Here is a 13,259-nt window from a genome sequence, read left to right on the forward strand (position 1 = left end):
CCGAAACTGCACCCCAATAGCTTGTGGATATCGGGCCGAACATGGCCGCAGAGCATCGCCAGAGCGAAAGGGAACCCGTGTCCTACGTCAAGCCGAATGACCTCGTCACCACCATGATCGATGCCGGGGAGAGCAAGATCTTCCTGTCGACCCGCGACACCATCATCCGCTCGACCATGGGAGGCGCGTTCCTCACGATCGCGGCCGCCTTCGCCGTGACCGTCAGCGTCACGACAGGCGTCCCGCTGCTCGGCGCCCTGCTCTTTCCCGTCGGCTTCATCATGCTGTACCTGCTCGGCTACGACCTCCTGACAGGCGTGTTCGTGCTCGGCCCGCTCGCCTGGCTCGACAAGCGGCCGGGCGTCACCCTCCGCGGCGTGCTCCGCAACTGGGGCCTCGTGTTCGTCGGCAACTTCCTCGGCGCCTTCACCATCGCCGTGCTCATGGCCATTGTCGTGACGAACGGCTTCGCAACACCCCCGAACGAGGTCGGCGAGGCCATCGGGCACATCGGCGAGGGCCGGACCGTCGGCTACGCCGAGCACGGAGCATCCGGAATGCTCACCCTCTTCGTCCGCGCGGTGCTCTGCAACGCGATGGTCGCGACGGGAGTGGCCCTCGCCATGATCTCCAAGAGCGTCTCCGGCAAGGTCATCGCCATGTGGATGCCCATCATGCTGTTCTTCTTCATGGGCTTCGAGCACTCCATCGTGAACATGTTCCTGTTCCCCTCCGGTCTGCTCCTCGGCGCCGACTTCACGCTCATGGACTACCTCATCTGGAACGAGATCCCCACGGTCGTCGGCAACCTCGTCGGCGGACTGCTCTTCGTCGGACTCCCGCTCTACTACACGCACGGTCGCACCCGAGCATCCCGTGCCCTCGCGCCGAAGAACGCCGCATCCGACGCGAAGACCCCCGCCGCGGTCTGACCCCCCGTCTGTCCCTCACGCGGCGCGAGTCGCCCCAAAGGGTCGCCGGATGAGCAGAACAGCGACCCACTGGAGCGACTCGCGGTAGGGCACAACAGCCTCAGGATGAGGCGGGTCTGCGCTCTTCGAGACACCGAAGGCCCCGTCCTCCCAGCTGATGCTGGGAGGACGGGGCCTTCTTGGCGGCGAGCTACGCGTTGTGCTCGGTGCGGTCGCCGGACCAGTCGGTGTGGAAGACGCCGTCGCGGTCGACGCGCTTGTAGGTGTGGGCGCCGAAGAAGTCGCGCTGTCCCTGGATGAGGGCGGCGGGGAGGCGCTCGGCGCGCAGTCCGTCGTAGTACGACAGGCTGGAGGAGAAGGCGGGGGCGGGGATGCCGGCCTGCGCTGCCTGCACGACGACGCGGCGCCACGCCGCCTGGGCCGTGTTGACGGCGTCGGTGAAGAAGGGCGCGGTGACGAGGGCCACGAGGTTCGGGTTCTCGGCGTAGGCGTCGGTGATGCGGTTCAGGAAGCGGGCGCGGATGATGCAGCCTGCTCGCCAGATCGCGGCGATGTCGCCCTTCTTGATGTCCCAGCCGTACTGCTCGGCGCCGGCGATGATGGCGTCGAAGCCCTGCGAGTAGGCGATGATCTTGGACGCGTAGAGCGCGAGGCGCACGTCCTCGACGAACGCGTCGGCGTCCTCGACCTGGAAGCCGTCGGGGCCGGGGAGGGTGCGGGATGCGGCGCGCTGCTCGAGCTTGGAGGACACGGAGCGGGCGAACACGGCTTCGGCGATGCCGGAGACGGGCACGCCGAGGTCGAGGGCCGTCTGGACCGTCCAGGCGCCGGTTCCCTTGGCACCGGCGGCGTCGAGGATGACGTCCACGAGTGGCTTCCCGGTGTCGGCGTCGACCTGGCGGAGGACCTCCGCGGTGATCTCGATGAGGTACGACTCGAGCTCGCCCTTGTTCCACTCGGCGAAGATCTCGGCGATCTCGGCGGGGGTCTTGCCGGTGCCGCGGCGGATGAGGTCGTAGGCCTCGGCGATGAGCTGCATGTCGGCGTACTCGATGCCGTTGTGGATCATCTTCACGAAGTGGCCGGCGCCGTCGGTGCCGACGTGGGTGACGCAGGGCTCGCCCTCGGCGACCGCGGCGATGGTGCGCAGGATGGGGCCGAGCGTCTCGTACGACTCGGCGGTGCCGCCCGGCATGAGGGAGGGGCCGTTGAGGGCGCCCTCTTCGCCGCCGGAGATGCCGCAGCCCACGAAGTGGATGCCCGTCTCGCGCACGGCTGCCTCGCGGCGGCGGGTGTCGGTGAAGAGGGCGTTGCCGCCATCCACGATGATGTCGCCCGGCTCGAACGCCTCGACGAGCTGGTTGATGACCGCGTCGGTGCCGGCGCCTGCCTGGACCATGATGATCGCGGTGCGGGGCTTCTGGAGTGACGCTGCGAAGTCGGCCACCGACTCGGAGGGCACGAATCCTGCTTCGGGGTGCTCGGCGACGAGCGTGCGGGTGCGCTCGGGGGAGCGGTTGTAGACCGCGACGGTGTTGCCCTCGCGGCTCGCGAGGTTCCTGGCGAGGTTGGAGCCCATGACGGCCATGCCGACAACGCCGATGTTCGCGCTGGGGGACGAGCCGGTTTCCGAGGAGATCGAGGGGGCAGCGTCAGTGGTCATAGATGCGTCTCTTTCAGAGTGGATGCTTGTCTCCCGTCAGGGCGATGCACGGGACACTCCACGGTATTGCACGACGGGCAGTCGTACGCTGACTTGTGGCACGAGCACGGCAACGATTTCCGAACATGACGAAACGTCGCCGAACTCGGCGCACGGCCAGGACCAGATCTGGCGGTGCGCGCGACCGCGAGCACCTAGACAGGGAGACACTCAGTGGCTGATCACGACGCCCGCACGAGAGCCTACGATTTCGGGCGCCCAGACGATGACGGCGACGCCATCACCGACGAGCAGCCGACGACGGCGATGCCGAGGACGCGTGCGACGCCGAGCTCTCCATCCGCTCGCTCGTCGTCGAGTCTCTACGCCGGCAGCGAGGAATCGACCCGCGTCATCCCGCAGCAGGCACCGCCGCCCGCGGTGGCACCCGTCGCTCCGACCCGCACGCCCAAGGAGGGCAGGCAGCAGCCACCCGCCGCGCAGCAGCCGGGGCAGACGGATGCGCGGGGGCAGGCGAACAAGTACGGCCGCGCCCGCGAGTCGGCCAGCCCCAGCGTCTGGGCGCGCATCGGCTCCGTCTTCCTCGCCGTGCCCCTCTACGCCATCTGCGTGGTCGCCTTCAGCGCCATCCCCCTGCTCATCATCGTCTCCGGAGTCTCGTCGTCAGCAGGCAGCTTCATCGGGGACGGTGGGGGAGTCTCACCTGTCTGGACGATGCTCGTCACCATGCTGGCGGCCGTCGGCTTCTTCCTCATGGCGCTCACGATGCGCCTGTCCGGAACCGGGTCGGTCGTCGCGGGGGCGCTGTCCGTCCTGGCGGGGCTCGCCTCGTTCCTCTTCCACGCCCAGCTCACATCCGCCATCGCGGCCGCGCCGCTGTGGCAGGACCAGCTCGCCACGTTCGCACTGTTCGCGGGTTCTGCATCCGGAATGGCTGTCTCGCTGCTCGCCGCAGAGCTGGTGGTCTTCGGGTTCGCGATGCTGGGTGCCGGCGCCGCCGTGAGCAGCGCTCGCCGCCACGGCTGGCGCAAGGCCGTCGGCTTCTGACGGGGAGCTCAGCAGAGCTTTGCAAGAACGTGCCCACCCGCGCGCTCGATGACGTAAAGTGGGGGGCTGAACTTCGGCGAGGGGCCGTGAGGCCCGTGATCGACGCGGTGATGTGTCCTTGAATGGGCCTCCACACGCTTCCTCAGTCTGTCGAGAACCACCACCAAGGAGACAACATGGCAGAGACCAACAAGCTCAGCGTTGAACTGCGCAACCAGTTCGGCAAGGGTGCGGCACGCAAGATCCGCGCCGCAGGCAAGATCCCCGCGGTCCTCTACGGCCACGGCACCGAGCCCCGCCACCTGACCCTCCCGGGTCACGAGACGATGCTGCTCATTCGCAAGGCGAACGCGCTCATCGAGCTCGACATCGAAGGCGACAAGCAGCTCGCGCTCGTCCGCGACGTCCAGCGCGACCCGGTGCGTCAGATCATCGAGCACCTCGACCTCGCGGTCATCCGCAAGGGCGAGCGCGTCGAGGTCGACGTGCCGCTGCACCTCGTCGGCGACCCGTTCCCCGGCACGATCGCCGTGCAGGACGCGACGACGATCCTCGTCTCGGCCGACGCCACCACGATCCCGAGCTTCATCGAGGTCTCGGTCGAAGGCCTCGAGGATGGCACGCTCATCCACCGCGAAGACCTCAAGCTGCCCGAGGGCACCGAGCTGGTCGACCTCGCGGAAGACGCAGAAGAGGTTGCCCTCGTCTCGATCCAGACGCCTCGCGGCGAGGACGAGGACGAGGACGAAGAGTCCGAAGAAGCAGCCGCCGAGTAATCTCGCGTCTGGCGTCGTCGACTCGACGCAACTTCGTCGAAAGGCGGGCGGCTCCGGCCGTCCGCCTTTCGCGTTCCAGAGATCCCACGGGTCGTCGCGCGGCGCATCCCGTCGCATGAAAGGCTTTGCAGCATGGCAGCAGACACCTGGCTCGTGGTCGGACTCGGCAATCCCGGCGAGAAGTACGCGAAGAACCGGCACAACGTCGGTCAGTTCGTCGTGGACGAGCTCGCGAAGCGACTCGGCGCGAGCTTCTCGCGGCACAACAAGGCGAACGCCCGCACCGCCGAGGGGCGCACGGCCCCGGGTGGGCCGAAGCTGGTGCTCGCGAAGTCGAACGGCTACATGAACACCTCGGGCGGACCGGTCTCGCAGCTGGTCGACTACTACGGGGTCGACGTCGACCACGTGATCGTCGTGCACGACGAGCTCGATCTCCCGTTCGACACCCTCAAGCTGAAGGTCGGTGGCGGCCACGGCGGTCACAACGGCCTCCGCGACATCAGCGCGGCACTCGGCGACCCGAGCTACCTGCGCGTGCGTGTCGGCATCGGGCGTCCTCCGGGCCGGCAGGACGCGGCCGACTTCGTCCTCAAGGACTTCGCGGGCAGCGAGCGCGAGGTCCTCCCCGTGCTCGTCGGTGACGCGGCGGACGCCGTCGAGCTGATCGCGAGCGACGGCATCCAGGCCGCTCAGCTGCGCGTGCACACGGCAGCGGGCGCGTGAAGCTCGTCATCCAGCGCGTCACCGAGGCGAGCGTCACGGTCGACGAGCGGACCGTCGGCCGCATCGACGAGCCGGGACTCCTGATCCTCGTCGGCGTCACGCACACCGACACCGACGCGGATGCGGCGAAGCTCGCCCGCAAGGTGCTCGGGCTGCGCATCCTGAACGACGAGAAGAGTGTGCTCGACACCGGCGCCCCGGCGCTGGTCGTCAGTCAGTTCACGCTCTACGGGGATGCACGCAAGGGGCGACGGCCGTCGTGGTCGCTCGCGAGTGGGAGGGCCCACTCGGAGCCGCTCGTCGACGCGTTCGTCGCGGCCCTCCGGGAAGGTGGAGTGCACGTCGAGACCGGTGAATTCGGCGCCATGATGAAGGTCGCGAGCGTCAACGACGGTCCCTTCACCGTGCTCCTCGAATCGGCAGACCTGGCGTAGATCGCCGACGGCGAGACAGCGAGCCTGGGCACTGTAGGAAGTATCTTCGCCTCGGCGCGTACAATTCCCCGAGTGACTCTGCACGGCTTCGTACGCTCCATCCAGTCCACCCCTTCCTTCGAGCGCGCCATGGGGCGGGCCGGTCGTGACACCGACTTCTCGCTCGTCGACGGGGCGAGGGCCCCGCTCATCGCGAACCTCCTCGCTGCGCGCCAGGCCGAGCTCGGCGCGGCACCCATGCTGTTCGTGCTCACGGCGACGAGCCGCGAGACCGAGCAGTTCGGCACAGACCTGCAGACGTTCGTCCCGGACGCGCACATCGCCGAGTTCCCCGCCTGGGAGACCCTCCCGCACGAGCGCCTGAGCCCATCGGTCGAGACGACGGGCAAGCGACTGCGCGCGATGCGCGAGCTCACCGAGTGGAAGGCCAGCGAGCGGACGTCTCCGTTCGTGCTGCTCGCCTCCGTGCGCGCCGCCCTGCAGCCGCTCCTCCCCGGTCTCGACGCGGCCACGACCATCCGCCTCGAGCGCGGCTCCCGCGGCAACGACCTCTCGAGCCTCGCCCTGCAGCTCGTCGACCTCGCCTACTCGCGCGTCGACATGGTCACCCGCCGCGGCGAGTTCGCCGTGCGCGGCGGCATCCTCGACGTGTTCCCGCCAGACGCCTCGCACGCGCTGCGCATCGACTTCTTCGGCGACGAGGTCGACGAGATCCGAGTGTTCTCGGTCGCCGACCAGCGCTCGCTCGAGTCAGAGGTCACGGAGGCGCTCATCACGCCGGCGCGCGAGCTGCTGCTGACGGAGAGCGTTCGCCAGCGGGCTCGCGAGATGCAGCACGAGTTCCCGAACCTCCAGCAGATGCTCGCCAAGATCGCCGAGGGCATCCCGTCGGAGGGCATGGAGTCGCTCGCGCCGGCGCTCGTGAGCGAGCTCGTGCCCATCACGAGCTACCTGCCAGAGGACGCCGCCATGGCGGTGCTGTCGCCCGAGCGAGTGGCCACGCGCGCCGTCCACCTCTCCGAGACCAACCACGAGTTCCTCGAGGCCGCCTGGAGCGCGGCTACGGCCGGCGCCGACGCCCCTATCGACCTCAGCTCCGGTGACTTCCTCACCGTCTCAGGGCTGCGGGATGCCCGTGGCGCGAGGCCGTGGTGGTCGCTGTCGCCGTTCCAGTCGCTGGAGATCCCGGAGGAGCAGCTCGACGCGAGCGAGATCCTCGCCGTCAAGATCGAGGGCGACGCCGTGCCGAGCTTCGCCGGCAATGCCGACGGCGCCATCGAGCACGTGTCGGCTCTCCTCAAGGACGGCTGGCGGGTCGTCGTCACGAGCCAGGGGCCAGGGCTCGTCGAGCGCGCGAGCCAGCTGCTCTCCGAGCACGGCGACGGGGCACGGCTCGTCGATGAGCTCCCCGACGAACTCGAGACCGGCGTCGCCTACCTGACCCAGTCGCCCGTCTCCACCGGCGTGCAGGTGACCGGGCAGAAGCTCGCGCTGGTCACCGAGACCGACTTCTTCGGTCGCTCCGTCGGCTACGACTCCAGGCAGCCGAAGAAGCTCGCCAGGCGCCGTACGAACTCGGTCGTCGACCCGCTGCAGCTCAAGGCGGGCGACTTCGTCGTGCACGAGACGCACGGCATCGGCAAGTTCATCGAGCTGCGAAAGCGAGAGGTGCAGGCCGGCGGCCGGAACGCCCCGAAGACCGTACGCGAGTACCTCCTCATCGAGTACGCGCCCTCCAAGCGCGGGCAGCCCGGCGACAAGCTCTTCATCCCCACCGAGCAGCTCGACCAGCTGACCAAGTACGTCGGTGGCGAGGCGCCAGCCCTGTCGAAGATGGGCGGTTCCGACTGGTCCGCCGCGAAGGGCAAGGCGCGCAAGGCGGTCCGCGACATCGCCGTGGAGCTCGTGAAGCTCTACAGCACGCGCATGGCGTCGAAGGGCCACGCGTTCGGGCCGGACACGCCATGGCAGCATGAGCTCGAGGAGGCGTTCCCCTTCGTCGAGACGCCCGACCAGCTCCAGACCGTGGACGAGATCAAGCGCGACATGGAGCGGCCCATCCCCATGGACCGCCTCGTCTCCGGCGACGTCGGCTTCGGCAAGACGGAAGTCGCCGTTCGCGCCGCGTTCAAGGCCGTGCAGGACGGCAAGCAGGTGGTCATCCTCGTGCCGACGACGCTGCTCGTGCGCCAGCACCACGAGACGTTCTCCGAGCGGATGGCGGGCTTCCCCGTCACCATCAAGCCGCTCAGCCGCTTCCAGTCGAAGAAGGAGTCCGAGGAGACCATCCGCGGGCTCGCGGACGGCTCGGTCGACATCGTCATCGGCACGCATCGCCTCCTCACCGACTCGATCGCGTACAAGGACGTCGGGCTCATCGTCATCGACGAGGAGCAGCGCTTCGGCGTCGAGCACAAGGACGCCCTCAAGAAGCTCAAGGCCAACGTCGACATCCTCGCGATGAGCGCGACGCCCATCCCGAGAACCCTCGAGATGGCCGTCACCGGCATCCGCGAGATGTCGACCCTCGCGACGCCGCCGGAAGACCGGCACCCGATCCTCACGTTCGTCGGCGCCAAGTCCGACCGCCAGGTCGCAGCCGCGATCCGCCGCGAGCTGCTGCGTGAGGGCCAGGTCTTCTACGTGCACAACCGCACCGCATCCATTAACCGGGTCGCGGCCGAGATCGCCGAGCTCGTGCCTGAGGCGCGTGTCGCGGTCGCCCACGGCAAGCTCAGCGAGGCACGCCTCGAGCAGATCATCGTCGACTTCTGGGAGCGCAAGTTCGACGTGCTCGTGTCGACGACGATCGTCGAGACGGGCCTCGACATCGCCAACGCGAACACGCTCATCATCGACGACGCGGAGCGGTACGGCCTCAGCCAGCTGCATCAGCTGCGCGGGCGTGTCGGCCGCGGCCGCGAGCGCGCCTACGCGTACCTGCTGTACGACGGAACGCGTCCGCTCACGGAGACCGCCACCGACCGCCTCGAGACGATCGCCGCGAACAACGAGCTCGGCTCCGGCATGCAAGTGGCGCTCAAGGACCTCGAGATCCGTGGCGCCGGAAACCTGCTCGGCGGCGAGCAGTCCGGACACATCGCGGGCGTCGGCTTCGACCTCTACCTGCGCATGATCGGCGAGGCCGTCAACACGTTCCGCGGCGAGGTTGCGGAAGGCCAGACCGAGCTGCGCCTCGAGATCCCCGTGGATGCACGCGTGCCAGAGGACTACGTCGCGAGCGAGCGACTGCGCCTCGAGGCGTACCAGAAGCTGTCGAGCGCCTCGAGCCCCAACGCGAAGCCCGGCCAGATCGGGCTCGTCCTCGAAGAGCTGCAGGACCGCTACGGCGAACCGCCCATCGAGGTGCAGCGTCTCATCGAGGTCTCGAAGCTGCGTCGCCTCGCCGTCAAGGCCGGCCTCGGCGAGCTCGTCGTCTTCGGCAAGACGCTGCGCATCGGGCCCGCCGAGCTCAGCGACTCCAAGCAGATGCGCCTCCGCCGCATGTACCCAGGGTCGAAGGTCGTCGACGCCACCCATTCGCTCGCCATCCCGGTGCTCGAGGGCCGCGACGGCACCCTGCCGAGCGACGAGGAGATGCTCATCTGGGTGCGCGGCATCCTCACGGCGATCTTCGAGGTAGAAGACGAGACCGTCGAGGTGACGAGCGACGCGGAGGCGAAGTAGCCGTGGCCGACGCGAGCGAGCGGTCTGGGCAACGCGAGCATCCGGAGCTCCTCCGTCTGCTTGAAGTCGTCGGGGCGTTTCGCGGCGACGGCGGATGCGCCTGGTACGAGGAGCAGACGCACGCGACGCTCGTGAAGTACCTCACGGAGGAGACGGCGGAGCTCGTCGAGGCCCTCGAGGACGACAACCCGGCCGACATCAAGGAGGAGCTGGGAGACGTGCTCTTCCAGGTGCTCTTCCATTCCGACATAGCCTCCACGCGGGGGAGCGGCGCGTTCACGCTCGAGGACGTCGCGCGTGAGCAGGCCGACAAGCTCGTGCGCCGCAACCCGCACGTCTTCGGGCCGACCCCGACCCGTGACATCGACGAGATCATCCGCCTGTGGCAGGAGGCCAAGGCCGTCGAGAAGCGCGACCGCACGAGCGTGCTCGATGGCGTGCCCCGCGACATGTCGGCGCTTGCGCTCGCCCAGAAGCTCCTCGGGAAGGAGCGCCAGGTCGCCGCGGCGGTGTCGCCCGCCGTCGCGGCTGACACCGCATCCGTCGCCACCACTCTCGATTCGGGATGGGGAAATCACCTCGGGATGGAAAACAAACCATCTGGAAGCGAGAAAGCCATCCCGAAACCTGGGGTGGAGGTCGGTGCGGTCGGAGCCGACTCGGTCGGAGCCGACGCGGTCGACGCGGTCAGCGAGGAACTGGAACTTGGGCGGACGCTGCTGGCGCTCGTGCGAGACGCGGATGCGCGGGGCCTCGACGCCGAACGCGCGATGCGGCTCGCGAACCGCGAACTCGAGCAACGCATCCGCGCGGCCGAAACCCGACGCGGCTGATTTCCGTCACCGGCGCCGCCTCACGAGGCCCCGTCCGGCCGCCCCTCGTCCCGGTGCTGCGGCCGCGCATCGCTGCCAGGCAGATGGCCGCTTCTGCCGGCCTCCCGCGAACTGCTGCCAGTCAAGTGGCCGCTTTGGCGCGGCCTAACGGGCTCATCGGCTGGCAGCGTTGGCTCGCGGCGCAGTTGGGCCAGCGCAATGTCAGCGCGTCGTCGTCAGTGCGCCAGGTCAGGCCAGGTCAGGTCAGGTCGTGAGGGCGCCCGCGAGGTCGCGGGCGAGGGTGCCGCGGTCGGCCACGACGATGTCGTCGAGGTTCTGCCAGGCGGCCGCCTCACGAAGCAGGAGCGCGGTGCGCTCGGCGATATCGGTGGGCGCATCCGCTTCGCTCCACGCAGATTGCACGCGCAGGATGCGCGACTGGCGGTCGTTCTTCAGGTCGACGCGGCCGACGACGGCGTCGCCGAGGAGGATGGGCAGTGAGTAGTAGCCGTACACGCGCTTGTGGGCGGGGGTGTAGATCTCGATGCGGTAGTGGAAGTCGTGCATCCGCTCGGCTCTCGGCCGGAACCAGACGACGGGGTCGAACGGTGAGAGGAGCGCGGCCGCGTCCATCGCGCGTGGGCGGCGGGCGTCCCGGTGCAGCCACGCGAGGCCGGGCTGGCCGTCTTTGCCCCACTCGGCGACTCGCACGGGGAGGACCTCGCCAGAGTCGGCGAGCTCTTCGAGCGCGGTCTTCGTGAGCGCCATCGGCACGCGGAAGTAGTCGGCCAGGTCAGCCGTGGTGCCGATGCCGTGGGCGGCGGCGGCCATCCCGGTGAGCTCGCGGACCGCGTCGCGCGTGCTCACCTCAGCACCACGCACCTCGGCGGGAAGCGCCTGCTCGGGAAGCGCGTAGCGTCGCTCGAAGCCCTTGCGGGGAGCTGACGCCAGCTCGCCCCACCGGAAGAGGTACTCGAGCACGATCTTGACGTCTGACCACTCCCACCACGATCCGCGCCGTTTGTTGGCCTCGTGCTCGAACTCGCTGGCGGCGAGCGGTCCGCGCTCGAGGAGCTCGGCGCGCAGCCAGGCGATCGTCGCCGCGTGGCCCTCGAGGAACTCCGCGTTCTTGCGCCGGTCGCGTTCCGCTTTGTCGCGCATGCGCCACCCGAACAAGGGGAGCGACGCGACCGGGAGCAGCGCCGCCTCGTGGGCCCAGTATTCGGTGAGCCGCGGGGTGCGGCCCGACGCGAGCCGGTCGAGTACGGCTTTGTCGTAGCCGCCGAGGCGCGAGAAGACGGGCATGTAGTGGCTCCGCTCCCACACGTTGACGGAGTCGATCTGCAGGAGGTGGATGCGCGAGAGCAGCGAGCCGAGCTGCCTGGTGCCGACTTCGGTCGCGGCACTTCGGGTACCGAAGCCCTGGGCTGCGAGCGCGATGCGCCGGGCCTGGCCCGCACTGACGAGGGGGAGCTGGGCGGTCATGCCTCGTCACGCCGTTCGAGCGTGATCTCGACGCGGCCGGTCTCAACCGGCAGCGGGCCACCGGTGACCGGGGTGGGGGCAGGCATCACGCGCTCCGCCTCGAGTGCCTCCGCGGCCTCGGCGTGGGTCGGGGCGAATGCCTGGTCGACGCCGGTCATGGCGCCGGACAGGGCGCCGCCGACGCGTGGGCGGCCCGGGCGTCCGATGCGCGAGAAGCTCCAGAACATGCAGGCAGCGAAGAGAAGCGCCGCCGAGAGGATGATGAGGCCGGTCACCGCGCGCCCCCGGACGTCTCGCGTGCGATCATCCTGCGAGAATAGTGCAATGGCTTCTCAGATCACCCCGCCTCGTGGCATGCGCGATTTCCTCCCGGCAGACAAGCGCAGGCGCGAGCGCATCCTCGGCACGATCCGCGAGGTGTACACGAGGCACGGCTTCGATGAGATCGAGACGCCCGTCGTCGAGGACACAGCGCGGCTGCACTCGGGGCTCGGTGGCGATAACGAGAAGCTCTCGTTCGCCGTCATGAAGCGGGCGCTCGACGGGGACGCGCTGGCCGCCGCGGCTGAGGCTGGGGACCCGCTCGCGCTCAGCGACCTCGGCCTGCGCTTCGACCTGACGGTGCCGCTCGCCCGATTCGTCGCGACGCACCGCGGCACGCTGCCCGGCGTCTTCCGCAGCCTGCAGATCGCCCCCGTCTGGCGCGCCGAGCGCCCACAGAAGGGCCGCTACCGGCAGTTCGTGCAGTGCGACATCGACATCATCGGCGAGCCGGGGGCGCTCGCGGAGGTCGAGTTGCTCGTGGCTTCGTCGGCTGCGCTCGTGGAGCTCGGCCTGGACGACTGCACCATGCGAGTCAACGACCGACGCCTGCTGACCGCGCTGCTCGTGCACTGCGGGTTCGCGGATGCCGAGCACGGCGCCGCGCTCATCACCATCGACAAGCTCGACAAGATCGGACCGGAGGGGGTCGCCGCGGAGCTCGCCACGATCAACGCGACGGCGGCCCTGCAGCTCGCGGCGGCGCTCGCCACCTGGGCCCCGCTGCTCGAGTCGGGCATCCGCTTCGACCGCGAGACCATCCTCACGAGCCTGCCCGGCGCGCTCCGCGAGGACCCGGCCGTCGTCGAGGTCGTCGACGGCATGGTCGAGATCGCGGATGCTGCTGCCGCTGCTGGCGCGTCGACCCGGCTCGTGTTCGACCCGAGCCTCGTCCGCGGGATGGGCTACTACACGGGCACGATCTTCGAAGCCGCTCACCCCGAGTCCGGTTCGTCGGTCGGTGGCGGCGGTCGGTACGACGGCATGATCGGCCGCTTCCTCGGCCAGGATGTGCCGGCCTGCGGCTTCTCCATCGGCTTCGAGCGCATCGTCGACCTCGCTCAGCTGCCGGAGACGGGGGAGGAACGCGCAGTCGCGCTGCTCTTCGACAAGCGCGCATCCGTCGCCGACATCGCGAAGGTCAAGGGCGCGGTCGTGCGCTCGGGGGCCTCGCGCGTGCGGGTCGCGAAGAAGCCCAAGAACGTGCGTGGCCTCCTCGCCTCGCTCGCCGAGCAGGGGTTCACGCACGTCGCTCACGTGCGGGATGAGCACGTCGAGGCGCCCGAGACGCTCAGCTTCGAAGCGCTCCAGGACTCGTAACCTGGCACCTCCGAACGAGGAGGAGCTTTGGAATCGAGCGCCCGACGGGTGAAACC

General features: G+C 69.2%; 11 protein-coding genes. 8 read left to right on the plus strand and 3 right to left on the minus strand.

All coding sequences use genetic code 11. The features are described from left to right. Nucleotides 1-77 precede the first annotated feature (77 nt). Nucleotides 78-932, plus strand: coding sequence for a formate/nitrite transporter family protein (locus tag HDC34_RS07510; protein ID WP_104312619.1), 855 nt, complete (start codon nt 78-80; stop codon nt 930-932). A gap of 190 nt (nt 933-1,122) precedes the next feature. Here the strand turns inward: HDC34_RS07510 and gndA are convergent, their stop codons facing one another. Continuing rightward, entirely contained in the window at nt 1,123-2,595 is a 1,473-nt protein-coding gene (gene gndA / locus HDC34_RS07515; RefSeq protein WP_179556432.1) for an NADP-dependent phosphogluconate dehydrogenase, read from the minus strand. A gap of 213 nt (nt 2,596-2,808) precedes the next feature. Here gndA and HDC34_RS07520 point away from each other — a divergent pair, with 213 nt between their 5' ends. From HDC34_RS07520 to HDC34_RS07545, 6 genes are all read left to right on the plus strand, one after another. Further along, the gene (locus HDC34_RS07520; protein WP_179556433.1) at nt 2,809-3,642 is read left to right on the plus strand and encodes a hypothetical protein; all 834 of its coding nucleotides are present in this window, start codon (nt 2,809-2,811) and stop codon (nt 3,640-3,642) included. 176 nt (nt 3,643-3,818) lie between these two features. Further along, nucleotides 3,819-4,418, plus strand: a complete 600-nt coding sequence (locus tag HDC34_RS07525; protein WP_104253694.1) for a 50S ribosomal protein L25/general stress protein Ctc — start codon at nt 3,819-3,821, stop codon at nt 4,416-4,418. A 132-nt stretch (nt 4,419-4,550) separates the two neighbouring features. Further along, a complete protein-coding gene (gene pth, locus HDC34_RS07530) occupies nt 4,551-5,144 on the plus strand; it encodes an aminoacyl-tRNA hydrolase (RefSeq protein WP_104312358.1) in 594 nt (197 codons plus the stop codon). After that, a complete protein-coding gene (gene dtd, locus HDC34_RS07535; RefSeq protein ID WP_179556434.1) occupies nt 5,141-5,578 on the plus strand; it encodes a D-aminoacyl-tRNA deacylase in 438 nt (145 codons plus the stop codon). The genes pth and dtd overlap by 4 nt, the downstream gene beginning before the upstream one ends. A 72-nt stretch (nt 5,579-5,650) precedes the next feature. Beyond that, entirely contained in the window at nt 5,651-9,265 is a 3,615-nt protein-coding gene (gene mfd, locus HDC34_RS07540) for a transcription-repair coupling factor (protein ID WP_374757224.1), read from the plus strand. 2 nt (nt 9,266-9,267) lie between these two features. Beyond that, the gene (locus tag HDC34_RS07545; RefSeq protein ID WP_179556435.1) at nt 9,268-10,098 is read left to right on the plus strand and encodes a MazG nucleotide pyrophosphohydrolase domain-containing protein; all 831 of its coding nucleotides are present in this window, start codon (nt 9,268-9,270) and stop codon (nt 10,096-10,098) included. Nucleotides 10,099-10,341: 243 nt separating this feature from the next. On the opposite strand, the gene HDC34_RS07550 is transcribed toward HDC34_RS07545, so the two are convergent. Together HDC34_RS07550 and HDC34_RS07555 are read right to left on the minus strand one after the other, a co-directional pair. Next, nucleotides 10,342-11,562 (minus strand): winged helix-turn-helix domain-containing protein, encoded by a 1,221-nt coding sequence (locus HDC34_RS07550; protein ID WP_179556436.1) that lies wholly within the window; start codon nt 11,560-11,562, stop codon nt 10,342-10,344. Further along, on the minus strand, nt 11,559-11,837 hold the full coding sequence (locus HDC34_RS07555) for a hypothetical protein (RefSeq protein ID WP_104312354.1): 279 nt from the start codon (nt 11,835-11,837) through the stop codon (nt 11,559-11,561). Before HDC34_RS07555 ends, HDC34_RS07550 begins: the two co-directional genes overlap by 4 nt. 49 nt (nt 11,838-11,886) lie before the next feature. On the opposite strand from HDC34_RS07555, the gene hisS reads away from it, so the two are divergent. Then, the gene (gene hisS / locus HDC34_RS07560) at nt 11,887-13,203 is read left to right on the plus strand and encodes a histidine--tRNA ligase (protein WP_104312353.1); all 1,317 of its coding nucleotides are present in this window, start codon (nt 11,887-11,889) and stop codon (nt 13,201-13,203) included. The last annotated feature ends 56 nt before the right edge of the window (nt 13,204-13,259 follow it).

The organism is Pseudoclavibacter sp. JAI123, assembly GCF_013409665.1.
Classification (GTDB): Bacteria; Actinomycetota; Actinomycetes; order Actinomycetales; family Microbacteriaceae; genus Pseudoclavibacter.

What these genes read in the sequence shown, in the direction of transcription:
- gndA (WP_179556432.1), bottom strand. Translation starts at nt 2,595, where the DNA reads ATGACCACTGACGCTGCCCCCTCGATCTCCTCGGAAACCGGCTCGTCC.
- pth (WP_104312358.1), top strand. Translation starts at nt 4,551, where the DNA reads ATGGCAGCAGACACCTGGCTCGTGGTCGGACTCGGCAATCCCGGCGAG.
- HDC34_RS07550 (WP_179556436.1), bottom strand. Translation starts at nt 11,562, where the DNA reads ATGACCGCCCAGCTCCCCCTCGTCAGTGCGGGCCAGGCCCGGCGCATC.
- HDC34_RS07525 (WP_104253694.1), top strand. Translation starts at nt 3,819, where the DNA reads ATGGCAGAGACCAACAAGCTCAGCGTTGAACTGCGCAACCAGTTCGGC.
- hisS (WP_104312353.1), top strand. Translation starts at nt 11,887, where the DNA reads ATGGCTTCTCAGATCACCCCGCCTCGTGGCATGCGCGATTTCCTCCCG.